A 14419-nucleotide genomic window follows, 5' to 3' on the forward strand; every position below is an offset into this window, starting at 1 on the left:
TCAGATCAACCGGAGCTGGCGGTCCTTCGGGCGACGCGGCTCGGCCGCACCGAACCGTTCGAACAGCCCCGGATCGATCACGCCCAGGAACGGCGACGGAGCACAGTCGCGTTCCGCGCCGTGCCGGGTGCGGCGGGCGGCGTGACTGACGTACAGCCGGTCCTGCGCCCGGGTCAGGCCGACGAAGAAGAGCCGGCGCTCCTCGGCGACCGCGTCCTCGTCGGGTGTCGAGCCCGGCCAGCGCAGCGGCAGCAACCCGTCCTCGACGCCGACCAGGAAGACCACCGGGAACTCCAGGCCCTTCGCGGCGTGCAGGGTGAGCAGCGTGACCGCCTCCGCGCGGGGGTCGAGCGCGTCCACCTCCGCGCCGGTGGCCAACTGCGACAGGAACGCCTCCAGGTCGTCGCCGCAACGCCGGGCCAGCGGGGTGAGCAGGTCCACGGCGGAGCGGACGGCCTCGGGGCGTACCGTGCCGGTGCCATCCAGGGTGGGCACCGCGAACCGCTCGGCGACCACCTGACCGGCCAACCGCACCCGGGCGGCCAGCGAGCCGGCCAACCCGTCGGCGTGCCGCAGCTCCCGGGCGATGGCCGCCACCCCGGGCCGGTCCCGCAGCCGGTCGTGTGAGCGCTTCTGCACCGGGATGTTGGCGCGGGCCAGAGCGTCGACGATCGGCGCGGCCTGCGCGTCGGTGCGGTACAGCACGGCGATGTCGGAGAAGGACAGCGAGGTGGACCGGCCGTCGATCCGGCCCGAGTCCAGCGACCGGTGCGACAGCCCGCCGACCAGGTCGTCGACAGTCCGCACCACGAAGTCGGCCTCCTCGGCGACCGACCCGGCCGGATAGCGCCCGACCAGCGGGGCCTCCGGGTCGAGTCGGGCCGGATCCAGCCGCCGGCCACGGACCAGCGAGGACGGTGCGATGGCCTGCACGGCGGCGGCCAGGATCGGCGCCGACGAGCGGTAGTTGCGGTTGAGCCGGACCAACCGGGCGTCCGTGAAGTCCGCGGAGAAACGCAGGAAGTAGCCGACGTCGGCACCCCGGAACGAGTAGATCGCCTGGTCCGGGTCGCCGATCGCGCAGAGGTTGCCGTCCGGCGGGCTGAGCAGCCGCAGCAGCTCGTACTGCACCTCGTCGACGTCCTGGTACTCGTCGACGAAGATCCACCGCCAGCGGTCCCGGTACGCCTCGACCAGCTTCCGGTCGGCTCGCAGCAGCTCCACCGGCAGGGTGACCAGCTCGTCCAGGTCCACCAGGTCCTGCTTGCGCAACAGCGCCGTGTAGCTGGCGAGGTCGTCGCCGGCCTCGGAGCGGGCCGCCGCCCGTTCGGTGTCGTCGGCGATGCGGAAGTCGGCCGGCAGGCCCGCCGCGTCGGCGTTCTCCCGCAGGATGGTCAAGCCCAGCGCGTGGAACGTGCCCACTGTGACGTCCTCGGCCACCGGACCGAGCAGGCCGTCGAGGCGGTGTCGCAGCTCCTCGGCGGCCCGGCGGGTGAACGTGATCGCGAGGCAGCGCTCGGGGAAGACGTTCAGCTCCGCGCAGAGGTACGCGATCCGGTGCGTGAGTGTCCTGGTCTTGCCGGTGCCCGGCCCGGCCACGATCAGCAGCGGCCCTCCCGGCGCGGAGGCAGCCACCCGCTGCATCGCGTCCAGCCGGTCCAGCAGGCCGGTGCCGACCTCCTCCATGCCGGAGAGCATCGGCTCGAACGGCTCGTGGGGGGACGGCGGCGGCGCGATCGGGGGTGCGGGGGCCGGGACCGGCTTACGCTTCGGCTCCGCCTTCGCCGCCGCCGGGCGCTTGGCCGCCGGCCGGGCCGCCGGCTCCGCGGGTCGGCGCTGCGCCGGCACCGGTACGTCGAACAGGGTCTCCTGGCCCGTGCTGGCACCGCCCAGTTCCGCCGGGTCGAAGAGCGTGATCACCCCGTACTCGCCGTCGTAACCCGGCACCCGGTGCACCTCGCCTCGTCGCAGCCGCCCGATGCCCTCCGCGAGCAGCTCACCGCCGGCCTGCGCGATGTCGCTCAGCGGCGTCGTGGTCAGGATCTCCAGCTCCGGGCCGAGCGCGGCGAGTAGCTCGTTGAGTCGCCCCTCGACCTTCTTCGACCGGGCGCCCACCTTGTTGATCTCACCGAGGATCTCGGCCAGCGGAACCAGGTGGGTGACGTCCCGGGCCTGTGCCGGCCGGTGCCCCACCGGCCGGTCGGCCAGCTCCTCGACCCGGCTGAGAACGCCCACTGTGAGCGGCTTACCGCACTCGGGGCAGCGCCCACCGGCGGCTCGGGTCCGCTCCGGGGACCAGTTGACCCCGCAGAGCCGATGCCCGTCCGCGTGGTACTTGCCCTCCTCCGGGAAGAACTCGACGGTGCCGGCCAGACCGTCACCGGTCCGCAGCGCCTCCCGGACGGCGAAGTAGTCCCGTTCGGCGGTCAGCACTGTCGCCTCCCGGCCCAGCGCCGGCGGCGAGTGCGCGTCCGAGTTGGACACCAACTGGTAGCCGTCCAGGCTGCCGACCCGCCAGTTCATCGCCGGGTCGGAGGAGAGACCGGTCTCCACTGCGAAGATGTGTTCGGCCAGATCGGCGTAACAGTCCGCGATCGCGTCGAAGCCGGATTTCGAGCCCAGCGCGGAGAACCACGGCGTCCAGATGTGCGCCGGCACCAGGAACCCGTCCGGGCTGGCCTCCAGGGTGATCTCCAGCAGGTCGCGGGAGTCCAGGCCGAGGATCGGCCGGCCGTCCGAGCCGATGTTGCCGATCCGGCCGAGGGCGGTGTTGAACCGGGCCACCGCGTCGAGATCCGGCAGGTAGATCAGGTGATGCACCTTGCGGGTCCGGTCGTCCCGCTTGTAGATCGTGGAGATCTCCACGCTCAGCATGAACCGGACCGGGTCTGCCTCCGCCGCGCTCGCGAGTCGGGGCGGCAGCCGCCGGGCGATGTCCCGCTCCGCCTCGGCGTCGAGCCGGTACAACCCCGGCTCCGCCGGGCGCAGGGTCTCCCGCAGGTGGTCGTACCAGGCGGGGTGGGTGAAGTCGCCGGTGCCGAGCAGACCGATGCCCTTACGACGCGCCCACCATCCGAGGTTCGGCAGCGTGAGGTCGCGGCTGCACGCGCGCGAGTATTTCGAGTGGATGTGCAGGTCCGCGACGAATGGCGAGAGGCCACCGGAGGGTACGGCACTGAACGGGGGCACGCCGCATCCTGTCACGCCCGACGCGCCGGCCGCCGGCCGCCACGCGCGGACGTGACGTCCGCTATGCCGAGCGCAACTCCACCAGACTGATCTGCGGCTCGGCCCCGACCCGGACCGGCGGCCCCCAGAAGCCGGCGCCGTTTGTCACGTAGACCTTGGTGCCGTCGACCTCGCCGAGGCCGCTGACCACCGGCTGCGCGAGCCGGACGACCAGGTTGAACGGCACCACCTGCCCACCGTGGGTGTGCCCGGACAGTTGCAGGTCGACGTCGTACCGGGCGGCCTGGACCGCCGCCAGCGGCTGGTGGGCGAGCAGCACCACCGGTCGGCTCGGGTCGCGGTCACCGAGAGCGGCGGCGAAGTCGGGCCCGGCGGCGAGGCCGGTGGTCCCGGTGGCGTCCAGGTCGTTCACGCCGGCCAGGTCGAGCACGCCGCCCCGGGCCCGGATCTCCTGCCGCTGGTTCTGGAGCACCCGCAGGCCGAGCCGGTCGACCTCGTGGACCCACTCCTCCACGCCGGAGTAGTACTCGTGGTTGCCGGTGACGAAGAAGCTGCCGTACCGGGAGCGCAGGTCGCGCAGCGGTGCGGCGGCCGGGCCGAGTTCGGCGACCGAGCCGTCGACCAGGTCCCCGACCACCGCGACCAGGTCGGCGTCGAGGCGGTTGATCGCGGCGACGATCCGCTCGGTGTGTGCCCGGCCGCGCAGCGGGCCGAGGTGGATGTCGGAGACGGTCGCGATGCGCAGGCCGTCCATGCTGCGGGGGAGCTTGGCGAGGGGGATCTGCACCCGGTCCAGGCGTGGCGGGCCGAGGGCGGTTCGCACGCCGTACCCGGTGATGCCGGTGGCGGTGAGGCCGGCGAAGATGGCCGCCCCACGGGCCAGCAGCAGCCGGCGGGCCGGGTCGTGGTCCGCAGCCGTGACGGCGTCGGCCACCGGCGGCTCGGGCGGCCCGGCGGCGCCGACCAGCACCGGCTCGGGCGCGGCGGTGGTCGGCTCGGCGGTGGCGAGCCGGCGGCGCAGCATCAGCCGGGTGACAAGCATCGGCACTTCGAGGACGGCAAGCACGACGAGCAGGTAGAACATCAGGGCGAGCCACAGGTAGCCCGGCCAGGCGAGCCAGTAGAGCCCGGCCTGCGTCCCGGCGAGGGTGGCCGGCACGAGCAGCGCCAGCACCAGGGCGGCGATCCCGCCGATCCGCCGCCAGCGGCCCGGGTTGGTGGTGTCCCGAACGAGCCGCTTCCACAGGTAGAGGTGGATGAGACCGGTGGTCAGCGCCAGGACGCCCACGAACCCCAGAACCGCAAACACTGCGCCTCCTCAGCCGCCCGCGAACGGGGGCAGAACGTCGATCGTGGCCCCGGCCGGCAGGGGTGCTTCACGATCATGACAGGTGACGCCATCTACCAGGAAACTCGCCACTCGCAGCACGGCAGCGAGTCGATCGCCGTGTCGCTGCACCAGCTCGGCGGTGAGGTCGTCGAGCGACCGGCCGGCGGGCAGGACCTCCTCGGCGTGCCCGGCAGCGGCGCGGGCACCCGCGAAGTAGCGGACGGTCAGCGGTGTCGGGGCCACGCCTCAACCCCCGATCGCGGACATCGGCCGGGTCGGCTGGAGGAAGGTCGGGTCGTCGATGCCGTGCCCGGCGCGCTTGCCCCACATCGCGGTGCGCCAGCGTCGGACCAACTCGTCGTCGTCCGCGCCGGTGCGCAGCGCCGCGCGCAGGTCGGACTCCTCGGTGGCGAAGAGGCAGGCGCGGACCTGGCCGTCCGCGGTCAGCCGGGTGCGGTCGCAGTCACCGCAGAACGGTCGGGTGACGCTGGCGATCACGCCAACCCGGGCGGGTCCTCCGTCGACCAGCCAGGTCTCCGCCGGTGCCGCGCCGCGCTCGGTTGGGTCGGGGCTGAGATCGAAGACGGTACGCAGGGAGGCCAGGATCTCCTCGGCGGTGACCATGGTGTCGCGGTCCCAGCCGTGCTGGGCGTCCAACGGCATCTGCTCGATGATCCGCAACTGGTAGTCGTGATCGACGGCGAAGCGGAGCAGGCCGGGCGCCTCATCCTCGTTGACACCGCGCATCAGCACTGAATTGATCTTCACCGGGCTGAGCCCGGCGGCGGCCGCCCCGGCGAGCCCGGCCAGCACCGAGTCGAGGCGGGGACGGCGGGTGAGTCGGGTGAACCGGTCCGGGTCCAGGGTGTCCAGTGAGACGTTCACCCGGTCCAGGCCAGCCGTGCGCAGCGCCGGGGCCAGCCGGTCGAGCCCGATGCCGTTGGTGGTCAGCGAGACCCGGGGGCGAGGCCGCAACGCGGCCACCTCGGTCACGATGCCGACCAGGCCGGGCCGGATCAGCGGCTCGCCGCCGGTGAACCGCACCTCGGTCACACCGAGCCGCTCGACGGCCACCCGGACCAGCCGGACGATCTCCTCGTCGGTCAGCAGATCGGGACCGGCCAGCCAGGGCAGCCCTTCCGCCGGCATGCAGTAGGTGCAGCGCAGATTGCACTTGTCGGTGAGGGACACACGCAGGTCACGGGCGACGCGGCCATACCGGTCGACGAGGACGCGATCGGTGCCCGGGGCGGCGCTCACCTGTCGACCGTAGCGCGTTCGACAGGGGCCGGGACGGCGCGGGCGGCCTGGAGGACCGCGTCTCGATAACCGCCGCCGAAGAGCGCGGTGTGCACGAGCAGCAGATGCAGTTGATGCAGTGGCACCCGCTCCCGCCAGCCAGCTGGCAGCGGCCAACTCTCCCGATAGGCGGCCAGCACCCGGTCCAGGTGGGGAATGCCGCCGAAGAGGGCGAGCTGGGCCAGATCCGTTTCCCGGTGCCCGCCGTGCGCCGCCGGGTCGATCAGCCAGGCCCGGTCGGCGGCGCCCCAGAGCACGTTGCCCGGCCACAGGTCGCCGTGGACGCGCGCCGGTGGCTCGTCGCCGCCGAGCCCGTCGAGCCGACCGATCACCTGCTCGACCAGTGTGGCATCGGCGCTGGTCAGCGCGCCACCGTCGACCGAGCGTCGCAGGTAGGGGACGAGGCGTCGCTCGGCGAACCACGTCGACCAGGGCCCGTCGGTGGGGGTGTTGTCCTGGGGGAGCGACCCGATGAAACCCGGCCAGGTCGCACCGAAGGTGGGTGAGCCTGCCCGGTGCAGGTCGGCCAACTCCCGGCCGAAGCGTTCCGCGGCCTCCGGCGTCGGCTCGCCGGGCTCCACCCAGTCGAGCGCCAGCAGGCCCGGCAACGCCACGATCACCTCGGGTACGGGGATCGCGCCGGCCTCCCGCAGCCAGCGCAGCCCGGCCGCCTCGGCGGCGAAGAAACCCTCCGGCGCCGGTCGGTCGGCCCCCTCGGGCCAGGATTTGGCGAAGACGGAGTGACCGTCGTCGAGGGTGAGCCGGGCAGCGGCGCAGATGTGCCCACCGGCGACCGGCGTCTCCCGGATCCGCTGGTGGGTCCGGAAGGTCGGCAGGTGTGCCGGGTGCGCGCGCAGGTACGCCAGGTCCATCAGCGCACGGTAACCGCTCCCTGTGACGCCACGGTGCCGCCCGAGGACATCGGGCCTCTTTCGGCAACCGTAGGTACGCAATGAGCAGGTAAAACACGGTGAGTAACTGTGGATAAACCGCGTGTCGTCCACAGGGGCGGCGGCGCCGGGCAGGCCCGCCGCAGGCTTCCGACATGACCTCGACCGAACGCCCTCAGCTCGCCGTCCGCTCGCCCGCCGATCTGATCGCCGCTGTGCCGTACCTGCTCGGCTTCCATCCCACCGACAGTGTGGTCGCCGTGGCGTTGCTCGGGCGGCAGATCATCTTCGCCGCTCGCGCGGACCTGCCCGACCCGTCGGCTGATCTGGTCGAGCGGGCCCGGCACCTGGCCGCCGTGATCCGCCGGCAGGGGGCGGAGGCCGCCACCGTTGTCGGTTACGGGCCACCCGATCGGGTGACGCCGGCCGTGGACGCGGTGCGCGCCGCACTGACCACCGCCGGGCTGGAGGTGCTCGACGCGCTGCGGGTGACCGAGGGCCGGTGGTGGTCCTATCTCTGCACCGAGCCCGACTGCTGCCCGCCCGAGGGTCGGCGCTACGACCCGTCCGCCAACCCGGTTACCGCCTCGGCGGTCTTCGCCGGCCAGGTCGCCCTCCCCGACCGCGCCGCCCTCGTGGCGCAGGTGGCACCGGTGGACGGCCCGGCCCGGGACGCGATGCGGGAGGCCACCGCCCAAGCCGAGCTGCGCCTGACCGAGCTGCTTGAGCAGGCGCCCGCGAGCGACCTGCTCGGCGGCCGGACGATGTGCGCCGCCGGGGTCGCGGCGGTCCGCGAGGCCCAGCGTCGGCAGCGCCGCGGTGAGCGGCTCGACGACGACGAGGTGGCCTGGTTGAGCCTGCTGATGACCCACCTGCCGATCCGCGATCACGCCTGGGAACGCACCGACGGTCGGGACCGGGACATCGCCCTCTGGACCGACGTGCTGCGCCGGGCCGAGCCGAAGTGGGCCGCCGCGCCAGGCGCGCTGCTGGCGTTCGCGGCCTGGCGCGCAGGGCAGGGGGCGCTGGCGGCGGTCGCACTGGAGCGCACGCTGAGCCTGCACCCTGACTACTCGCTCGCCGTGCTGCTGGACGACATGCTCCGGCGCGGGATGCCCCCGTCCGAGCTGGACGGGTGGCCGTCGGTCGGGATGCCAGGGGTCATCCGTCCGCGTAAGCGGAGCCGACGTGGCCGCCGCTGACGAGCCGGTTCCCGGTTGCCGCCCGGCTGCCGGAGACTCCCCAGCAGCCGAATCGCAATTTTGCTATAGTCGGCCCTGGTCGGTCCTCTTTCACCCGGAGGCCGTAACCGAACTGCGAGCCATACCCGTCATCGAACAGGCGGCAATCGGGCACGCCGTCGAGAAGCTGGAAAGCCTCGGCCCCAACCTGGGGTTCCCGCACTCCAGCAAGATTCGAATTGCCGACAACCTGCGTGAGCTACGCCCACGCGGAGGGCGTAGCCGGTGGCGCGTCTTCTACACCCAGGTTGGTGAGGCGTTTGTGGTTGGCGCCGTCGGCCCAGAAGCCAGCGTCAGTCAGCGGAACTTCGCCCGGGCTGTCGTAGCCGCAGAGCGAAGGATCAAGGACGTGGAGGCGGAGTGATGAAACGTTCCGAGCTCAAGACCTCGCAGCAGGTCATCGGCGATGCCAGCCGTCAGGACCCGGTGTTCCGCGCAGAGTGGGATCGGACAGCGTTCGCGCGCGAGGTCGCGCTCCGCATCGTGGGTTACCGCACCGAGAACCAGCTGACCCAGACCGCGCTCGCTCGCAAGGTGGGGATGACCCAGTCAGTCATCGCGCGACTGGAATCAGGCGACCAGCCGCCGTCGATCTCGACCCTCGTCAAGCTTTCCAAGGGCACCGGGATGGAGTTCGACGTCAAGATCTCCCGCGGTGCCGTCGAGATCGTGGCCGCGTGAACGACGGTGCGCCTTGACAGATCGACAAAACCTGCCGGTCCCACCCGGCCCCCGTCGGGTTACCCGGGTGCCGTCGAACCGAATGGATCACGGGTCAGGGCGGGGACGGACGAGCCCTAGTCGACGGGGCCGATCTTCTTCGCCAGCCCGACGAAGCCCGCCCAGGCTGCCGGCCCGAACGTCAGCGTGCCGCCGTCCCGATCCTTGGTGTCGCGCACGAGCACGACACCCGGCAGGTTGTCGGCCACCTCGACGCAGTTGCCACCGTTCGAGCTGCTGCGGGTGCTCTTGCGCCAACGGGCGCCGGTCAGGTCATCCATGCTCGCGCCCTCATCAGCTCGATGGTCAGGTCTCGCGGTAGCGCTAACGACCTCACGCTATCCCAGACCGCCCAGAGTGGAGCAACGTCATTACTGAGGCGCCCGGCCGCCTGGTCGTCGAGGTAGCCGACGTCATCGCCGTCCGGTGTGTTGGCGATGACGAACGGCCCGGCCTGGCCGGGGTGAAGACCAGCCGTCAAGGGGAGGACGTGGATCATCACCGCCGGCCGCTCCCCGAGCATCATCAGGTGGTCGAGCTGGTCGGCCATGATGTCGGGTCGTCCCCGACGCAGCGCGGCCTCGTCGATGACGAAGACGCTCAACGGCGGCCGAGGTCGATCGAACACGGCGGCCTGCCGGCGGAGGCGGGTCTCCACGTGGGCCTCCAGGTCGTCGTCGGCCCAGAGCCCGCTGCGCAGCACGGCTCGCGCGTACGCCTCGGTCTGCAGGAGACCGGGAACGACTGCCGACTCGTAGTACCGGAGCCCCAACGCCTCGCGTTCGATGTCCGTCCAGGGCCGGAACCACGCCGGCTCGCGTCGCTTGTACAGGTCGGGCCAGAGGTCGCCCTCGTCGCGGCCCAGGACCTCGGCGACCTTCGACCGGTGCCGTGTCTGCGGAATCCGTCCCGGGTTCGCCCACTTGGCCGCCGTCTTGGGATCGACCCCGATCTGGGCGGCGAGGCTGTCGGCGGTCAGGCCGGATCTCGACATTGCTTCAGCGACTGCGCGATTCATCCGTGTCCCCTCTAGTTCGTCCGAGACGTCCACAGGAGATATTGCTACGCAGTGTATTCGACTGGCAACCCTTGGCAGCGTGCACCTGAGACGGCGCGGCCGGCAGGGACTACCCGAGACCCGGCGGTCGCGTTCGTGCCGGGGCCGCCTCGTGGGCGAGCACTCAGGGGCGGCCCCTCCCAACAAGGAGGGGGAACCATGCCGGACAACATGAGGGCTGGCCGATGACCGAAAACGCGGAACACCCCCTGCTCAAGCCAGCGTGGCGCTGCCGCACCTGCGGGATCGCCTGGCCCTGCTCGACCGCCAAACTGCGCCTGCTCGGCCGTTACCGCGGTCGACCCGACGAGCTGGTCGAGCACCTGAGGGCACTGCAGGCCGAAGCAACCGAACACCTCACCGAGCTGTACGGCGGCAAGACTCCGGAAGGCCTGACCGAGCGTTTCACCGGCTGGGTCAAGGCTTGATGACCCACCCACTCCCGCCCCGGCGCCGATCCCTCGTCCCCCGAGGTCGATCGCCCGGGGCGGGCCCTCCGGCGACGCCCTCCGTCGAAGGATGTACGCGTTTCTCCTGTCCAAGGCCGACGCGGCAGGGCCAGCGCCGCCGGAGAATGATCTCGTGTCCACTCTTCGCACCGGTACGACATGACCCCCGAACTGCTGCTCTCGCTGACCGGGCTGGCGTTGGTGGACAGCACCAGCATCGGCACCCTCTTCATCCCGGTCTGGCTGCTGCTCGCCTCCGGGCCGGTCAACGCCCGGCGGATCCTGGGCTACCTCGCCACCATCGCGGCGTTCTATCTCGCGGTGGGGCTGCTGCTGGTGTGGGGCGGCAGCAGATTTGCCGACGCGCTGGGTGGTGCCCTGGACAACCCGGGTGTGCTCTGGGCGCAACTCGTGCTGGGTGTGACGATGCTGGCGCTCAGCTTCCGCTACGACGGCAAGCGGCGTCCCCGTAGCGGTGGTGTGCTGCGCTGGCGGGACCGGGCCACCGGCGGGGACTCGTCGGCCCGCTGGTTGGTCGGGCTCGCGTTGCTGGCGGCGCTTGCCGAGGTGGCGACAATGCTTCCGTACCTCGGCGCGGTGGGTCTGTTGGCCACCTCCGCGGTCGGCCCGGCGGCCGTGGTGACGTTGCTCGCCGGATACTGCCTGGTCATGGTGCTGCCCGCAGTGGTGTTGCTGGGTGCCAGGCTGGCCCGTCCGGCTCTGGTCGAGCCGCTGTTGGCCCGCCTGAACGCCTGGATCGTCGCGAAGGCAGGCGGCGCGTTGGGCTGGATCCTCGGCATCGCCGGCTTCCTGGTCGCTCGCGACGCCGCAGCACGGTTGGACCTGTTCAGCCTGCTCGACCGCTGAGCGTCAGGCCGGCTGTTCCAGCGTGATCCGGTGTGGCCCGGTGTAGACGTTCATGGTCCGGCCCCGCAGGAAACCGACGAGTGTCATCCCCGCCTCGTCGGCCAGTTCGGCGGCGAGCGTGCTCGGCGCGGACACCGCGGCCAGCAGCGGCAACCCGGCCATCCACGCCTTCTGGGTCAGCTCGAAGCTGGCCCGGCCGGAGACCAGCAGCAGGTGCCCGGCCAAGGGCAGCCGACGTTCGCGCACCGCCCAGCCGATCACCTTGTCCACCGCGTTGTGCCGGCCCACGTCCTCCCGCAGCACCACCAGCTCACCGTCGGGGGTGAACAGACCGGCCGCGTGCAGCCCGCCGGTCCGGTCGAAGCCGCGCTGGGCGGCGCGTAGTCGGTCGGGCAGTTCGGCGAGGAGCGCAGCCGGCACGCTGAGCGGATCGGAGGCGACCGGGAACAGGGAGCGGGTGCGGATCGCGTCGATGCTGGCCTTGCCGCAGACGCCACAGGAACTGGTCGTGTAGAAGTTCCGGGACGGGTCGGTGGCCGGTTCCGGCACGCCGGGGGCGAGCGTCACGTCCACCACGTTGTACGTGTTCGGTGTCTCCGCGCCAGCACAGAGCTGCGCTGTCAACACGTCGTCGGTCGACCGGATCAGCCCCTCGGTCAGCAGGAACCCGATCGCCAGATCGAGGTCGTCACCGGGAGTACGCATGGTCACGGCGAGGGGCGGTCGCCGACCCGGGCCGACCGCGCCGACCCGGATCTCCAGCGGTTCCTCCACCGCCAGCGTGTCCGGTCGACGGATGGACCCGCGCCCGACGGTCGCCGCGTCCAGGTCGATCCGAAGTACGTGCCGCCGATCAGTTGCCCGTCCCATCCCGCCATCCTCCACCTCCCGCCGGCACGCCCGCACGGCCACCGGGCGGCGGGCACCCGGCAGCGACAGCCAACAAGCGTCGACACGGCTACCGTGACCGGATGGGGACGTATGCCGCAGTGGTGCTCGCAGGTGGGTCCGCCCGACGGTTGGGCGGGGTGGACAAGCCCGCCCTCCCGGTCGGTGGCCGGCCGATGCGCGCCCGTGTGCTGGCCGCCGTCAGCGACGCCAGGCCACGGGTGCTTGTCGGTCCGGCCGACGACGTCCCGGAGGGCGTGCGGGTCACCCGGGAGGATCCGCCGGGCGGGGGTCCGGTCGCCGCGGCGGCTGCCGGGCTGGCGCTGCTGGATCCGGAGACCGCACTGGTCGCGCTGCTCGCCGCCGATCTACCGCTGCTCACCCGCTCCGCGATCGGCGACCTGCTGACCCACCTCACCGGAGAAAACCCGCCGGTGGGCCAGGGTGTCGCCCACGCGGGCCAGGGTGTCGCCCTGGCGGGCGGTGGCTCTCCTTCCGTGCCGATGGCCGGCAGTGGCCTGGTCGGGAGCGAGCGGCCCGACGGCGCGTGCTTCGTCGACGGAGACGGGCGGCGGCAGTCGCTCTGCGGTGTCTGGCGGGTCGCGGCGCTGCGGGCCGGGTTGGACCGACTGACTGTCGAGCGGGGCAGCCTCTCCGGCGCCCCGGTCCGGGCGCTGCTGGCCGGGCTCGTCGTGCGGGAGGTGCCCTGGTCCGGCGACGGCCCGCCGCCCTGGTTCGACTGCGACACTGACGAGGACGTACGCCGGGCGGAGGAGTGGGCGCGATGACGGTGATGGACGACTGGGTGACGGCGGTGTGCGCCGAGCTGGATCTGGACCCGGCCGGGGTGCCCGTGCAGGCGGTGCTGGATGTGGCCCGCGACGTCGCCCACCAGGTGTTGCGGCCGGGCGCGCCGGTCACCGCGTACCTGCTGGGGCTGGCGGTCGGCCGGGGTGCCGACCCGGCGGACGTCGCGGCCCGGCTCAGCGCCCTGGCCGGCGCCTGGCCGGTCGAACTGGGCGCGGACCCGGCGGATCCGACGGCGCCCTGACTGCCGCTGTCTGATCCCGGTCCGGGCTGATGGGGTCCGTGGGCGGCGTGGGTAGGGTGATCGTGACGGACGGAGGCGATCATGACGGCTGACCACCCCTCGGCGCCGCGCGGTGACCTGCCCGGCGCTACGACTGAGCCGGCGGAATCGATCCTGCTCGACGAACCCAGCACGACCGATCTGCGGGCGAAGGTGACCGAGGCCTGGCAGGAGTTCGCCCGTGCGCTCGCCCTCCGGCTGCGGGAGCTTCCCGTCGGCGCGCACCTGGAGGTGACCCTGGACCCGACCGCCTCCGGCACCGGGGACGCCGTCTACTCGGTAAGCGTGGACGTGCGCGACGGCGGCGGGTTGTCCGCGCGGGCGGTCGGAAACGCCACGCTGCCGGCGGGTTACCGGCTGGACCGCAGCGCGGTGGCGGACATGGTCGCGCTCGGCTGGTCGCCGCCCGGGGTGGTCGCCGGTTCCGGCGGTTTCTTCGGCCTGGACGGCCGGACGAGCGAGTCGACCCGGATCGCGGCGCTGCTCTCCCGGACGCTGCGGGACGTCTACGGCGCCCCGCATCCGGCTTTCCTCGTCTATGTGGTGCAGGACACCGACGGCGAGCCGCTGGCCGTGGACCCGTTGGGCACGGCGCGCAGCGAGTTCGGCCCGGACGCCGACGTCGAGGCCGACCTGGAGGAGGCGCTGGCCGAGGCAGCCTCCGAGCGGGACGACGTGCTCGACCTGGCTGATCGGGTCCGGACCGTGGTCTCCACAATGCTGAAGTCGGACACTGACCGGTTGCAGGTCGACTCGGACGGCGACATCAACATCCGGGCCGGCTCGGCGATGGTCTTCGTGCGGGTGCGGGACAACCCGCCGCTGGTGGACGTGTTCTCGCCGGTGCTGACCGAGGTGGAGCCGACCGAGCGGCTCTACGTCAAGCTCTCCGAGTTGACGAACCGGATGCCGATCGGCCGCCTCTACTGCGCGGACGACACGGTCTGGGCGTCCATCCCGGTCTTCGGCCGCAACTTCCAGGCCACCCACCTGATGCTGGCGGTGCAGGTGATGACCGGTCTCGCCGACGAGTTGGACGATCGGCTGCACGGTGAGTTCGGCGGTAAGCGGTTCTTCGGTGAGGGCGACAAGCCGGTTCGGCGCGACGAGTCGGAGCACCGCACCGGCATGTACCTCTAGGGCCTGTGTCAAAGCCCCTGGCCGGCCTGCGGCGGAGTCCAGACGACGACCGGCCGCGTTGGATATTCGTCCGGATACAACACCGGTATCCGAACGAATATCCGCCTTGCCGGACCGCCGCCTGGACTCCGCCTCGGCTCGACCGAGGACTTTGACACAGGCCCTAGTAGTGCTTTGTTAGGTTCTGTGGCGTTTGTTGCGGTGTAACGGCTTCACGGGTTGGTGGCAGGTGAGGCAGGCGCCGGTCCAGGTCGCGAGA

The 14419-nt window shown here is 72.0% G+C and carries 16 protein-coding genes; 8 read left to right on the top strand and 8 right to left on the bottom strand.

Features of this window, described 5'->3' with window-relative positions; translation table 11 throughout:
* From ABZU25_RS08145 to ABZU25_RS08165, 5 genes are all read right to left on the bottom strand, one after another.
* On the bottom strand, positions 1–3189 hold the full coding sequence (locus ABZU25_RS08145; protein ID WP_355028602.1) for a UvrD-helicase domain-containing protein: 3189 nt from the start codon (positions 3187–3189) through the stop codon (positions 1–3).
* Positions 3190–3250: 61 nt separating this feature from the next.
* On the bottom strand, positions 3251–4498 hold the full coding sequence (locus ABZU25_RS08150; RefSeq protein WP_355028603.1) for a metallophosphoesterase: 1248 nt from the start codon (positions 4496–4498) through the stop codon (positions 3251–3253).
* Between the two features lie 9 nt (positions 4499–4507).
* Entirely contained in the window at positions 4508–4762 is a 255-nt protein-coding gene (locus tag ABZU25_RS08155; protein WP_355028604.1) for a MoaD/ThiS family protein, read from the bottom strand.
* A 3-nt stretch (positions 4763–4765) separates the two neighbouring features.
* Positions 4766–5779 (bottom strand): GTP 3',8-cyclase MoaA, encoded by a 1014-nt coding sequence (gene moaA, locus ABZU25_RS08160; protein ID WP_355028605.1) that lies wholly within the window; start codon positions 5777–5779, stop codon positions 4766–4768.
* Positions 5776–6690 (bottom strand): fructosamine kinase family protein, encoded by a 915-nt coding sequence (locus ABZU25_RS08165; protein ID WP_355028606.1) that lies wholly within the window; start codon positions 6688–6690, stop codon positions 5776–5778. The genes moaA and ABZU25_RS08165 overlap by 4 nt, the downstream gene beginning before the upstream one ends.
* Positions 6691–6863: 173 nt before the next feature.
* On the opposite strand from ABZU25_RS08165, the gene ABZU25_RS08170 reads away from it, so the two are divergent.
* Genes ABZU25_RS08170 through ABZU25_RS08180 form a run of 3 tightly spaced genes read left to right on the top strand, consistent with a single transcriptional unit; the run spans position 6864 to position 8630 of the window.
* A complete protein-coding gene (locus ABZU25_RS08170; RefSeq protein ID WP_355028607.1) occupies positions 6864–7910 on the top strand; it encodes a DUF4192 domain-containing protein in 1047 nt (348 codons plus the stop codon).
* The gene (locus ABZU25_RS08175) at positions 7897–8313 is read left to right on the top strand and encodes a type II toxin-antitoxin system RelE/ParE family toxin (protein WP_355028608.1); all 417 of its coding nucleotides are present in this window, start codon (positions 7897–7899) and stop codon (positions 8311–8313) included. The genes ABZU25_RS08170 and ABZU25_RS08175 overlap by 14 nt, the downstream gene beginning before the upstream one ends.
* Positions 8313–8630 carry a helix-turn-helix transcriptional regulator gene (locus tag ABZU25_RS08180; protein WP_355028627.1) on the top strand — a complete coding sequence of 106 codons (318 nt, stop codon included), beginning with the start codon at positions 8313–8315 and terminating at the stop codon, positions 8628–8630. The genes ABZU25_RS08175 and ABZU25_RS08180 overlap by 1 nt, the downstream gene beginning before the upstream one ends.
* Positions 8631–8746: 116 nt before the next feature.
* On the opposite strand, the gene ABZU25_RS08185 is transcribed toward ABZU25_RS08180, so the two are convergent.
* On the bottom strand, positions 8747–8950 hold the full coding sequence (locus ABZU25_RS08185) for a DUF397 domain-containing protein (RefSeq protein ID WP_355028609.1): 204 nt from the start codon (positions 8948–8950) through the stop codon (positions 8747–8749).
* Complete coding sequence (locus ABZU25_RS08190) at positions 8938–9687, bottom strand: DUF5753 domain-containing protein (protein ID WP_355028610.1); 750 nt, start codon at positions 9685–9687, stop codon at positions 8938–8940. Before ABZU25_RS08190 ends, ABZU25_RS08185 begins: the two co-directional genes overlap by 13 nt.
* A 224-nt stretch (positions 9688–9911) precedes the next feature.
* Here ABZU25_RS08190 and ABZU25_RS08195 point away from each other — a divergent pair, with 224 nt between their 5' ends.
* Positions 9912–10154, top strand: coding sequence for a flavin reductase (locus ABZU25_RS08195; RefSeq protein WP_355028611.1), 243 nt, complete (start codon positions 9912–9914; stop codon positions 10152–10154).
* Positions 10155–10334: 180 nt separating this feature from the next.
* Positions 10335–11042, top strand: a complete 708-nt coding sequence (locus tag ABZU25_RS08200) for a GAP family protein (protein ID WP_355028612.1) — start codon at positions 10335–10337, stop codon at positions 11040–11042.
* A 3-nt stretch (positions 11043–11045) separates the two neighbouring features.
* Here ABZU25_RS08200 and fdhD read toward each other — a convergent pair whose 3' ends face one another.
* Positions 11046–11912 (bottom strand): formate dehydrogenase accessory sulfurtransferase FdhD, encoded by an 867-nt coding sequence (fdhD, locus tag ABZU25_RS08205; RefSeq protein ID WP_355028613.1) that lies wholly within the window; start codon positions 11910–11912, stop codon positions 11046–11048.
* A gap of 101 nt (positions 11913–12013) precedes the next feature.
* Between fdhD and ABZU25_RS08210 the strand changes: the two genes are divergently transcribed.
* The 3 genes from ABZU25_RS08210 (at position 12014) to ABZU25_RS08220 (ending at position 14160) form a co-directional block, all read left to right on the top strand.
* Complete coding sequence (locus ABZU25_RS08210) at positions 12014–12718, top strand: NTP transferase domain-containing protein (protein WP_355028614.1); 705 nt, start codon at positions 12014–12016, stop codon at positions 12716–12718.
* Positions 12715–12981, top strand: coding sequence for a DUF6457 domain-containing protein (locus tag ABZU25_RS08215; RefSeq protein ID WP_355028615.1), 267 nt, complete (start codon positions 12715–12717; stop codon positions 12979–12981). Before ABZU25_RS08210 ends, ABZU25_RS08215 begins: the two co-directional genes overlap by 4 nt.
* Before the next feature lie 81 nt (positions 12982–13062).
* Positions 13063–14160 carry a hypothetical protein gene (locus ABZU25_RS08220; RefSeq protein WP_355028616.1) on the top strand — a complete coding sequence of 366 codons (1098 nt, stop codon included), beginning with the start codon at positions 13063–13065 and terminating at the stop codon, positions 14158–14160.
* Positions 14161–14419: the final 259 nt, after the last annotated feature.

The sequence above is a fragment of the Micromonospora sp. NPDC005215 genome (assembly GCF_040607915.1).
In the GTDB taxonomy this organism is placed as follows: Bacteria; Actinomycetota; Actinomycetes; order Mycobacteriales; family Micromonosporaceae; genus Micromonospora.

What these genes read in the sequence shown, in the direction of transcription:
- ABZU25_RS08195 (WP_355028611.1), top strand. Translation starts at nt 9,912, where the DNA reads ATGACCGAAAACGCGGAACACCCCCTGCTCAAGCCAGCGTGGCGCTGC.
- fdhD (WP_355028613.1), bottom strand. Translation starts at nt 11,912, where the DNA reads ATGGGACGGGCAACTGATCGGCGGCACGTACTTCGGATCGACCTGGAC.
- ABZU25_RS08220 (WP_355028616.1), top strand. Translation starts at nt 13,063, where the DNA reads ATGACGGCTGACCACCCCTCGGCGCCGCGCGGTGACCTGCCCGGCGCT.
- ABZU25_RS08215 (WP_355028615.1), top strand. Translation starts at nt 12,715, where the DNA reads ATGACGGTGATGGACGACTGGGTGACGGCGGTGTGCGCCGAGCTGGAT.
- ABZU25_RS08190 (WP_355028610.1), bottom strand. Translation starts at nt 9,687, where the DNA reads ATGAATCGCGCAGTCGCTGAAGCAATGTCGAGATCCGGCCTGACCGCC.
- ABZU25_RS08210 (WP_355028614.1), top strand. Translation starts at nt 12,014, where the DNA reads ATGGGGACGTATGCCGCAGTGGTGCTCGCAGGTGGGTCCGCCCGACGG.
- ABZU25_RS08200 (WP_355028612.1), top strand. Translation starts at nt 10,335, where the DNA reads ATGACCCCCGAACTGCTGCTCTCGCTGACCGGGCTGGCGTTGGTGGAC.
- ABZU25_RS08170 (WP_355028607.1), top strand. Translation starts at nt 6,864, where the DNA reads ATGACCTCGACCGAACGCCCTCAGCTCGCCGTCCGCTCGCCCGCCGAT.
- ABZU25_RS08185 (WP_355028609.1), bottom strand. Translation starts at nt 8,950, where the DNA reads ATGGATGACCTGACCGGCGCCCGTTGGCGCAAGAGCACCCGCAGCAGC.
- ABZU25_RS08165 (WP_355028606.1), bottom strand. Translation starts at nt 6,690, where the DNA reads ATGGACCTGGCGTACCTGCGCGCGCACCCGGCACACCTGCCGACCTTC.
- ABZU25_RS08180 (WP_355028627.1), top strand. Translation starts at nt 8,313, where the DNA reads ATGAAACGTTCCGAGCTCAAGACCTCGCAGCAGGTCATCGGCGATGCC.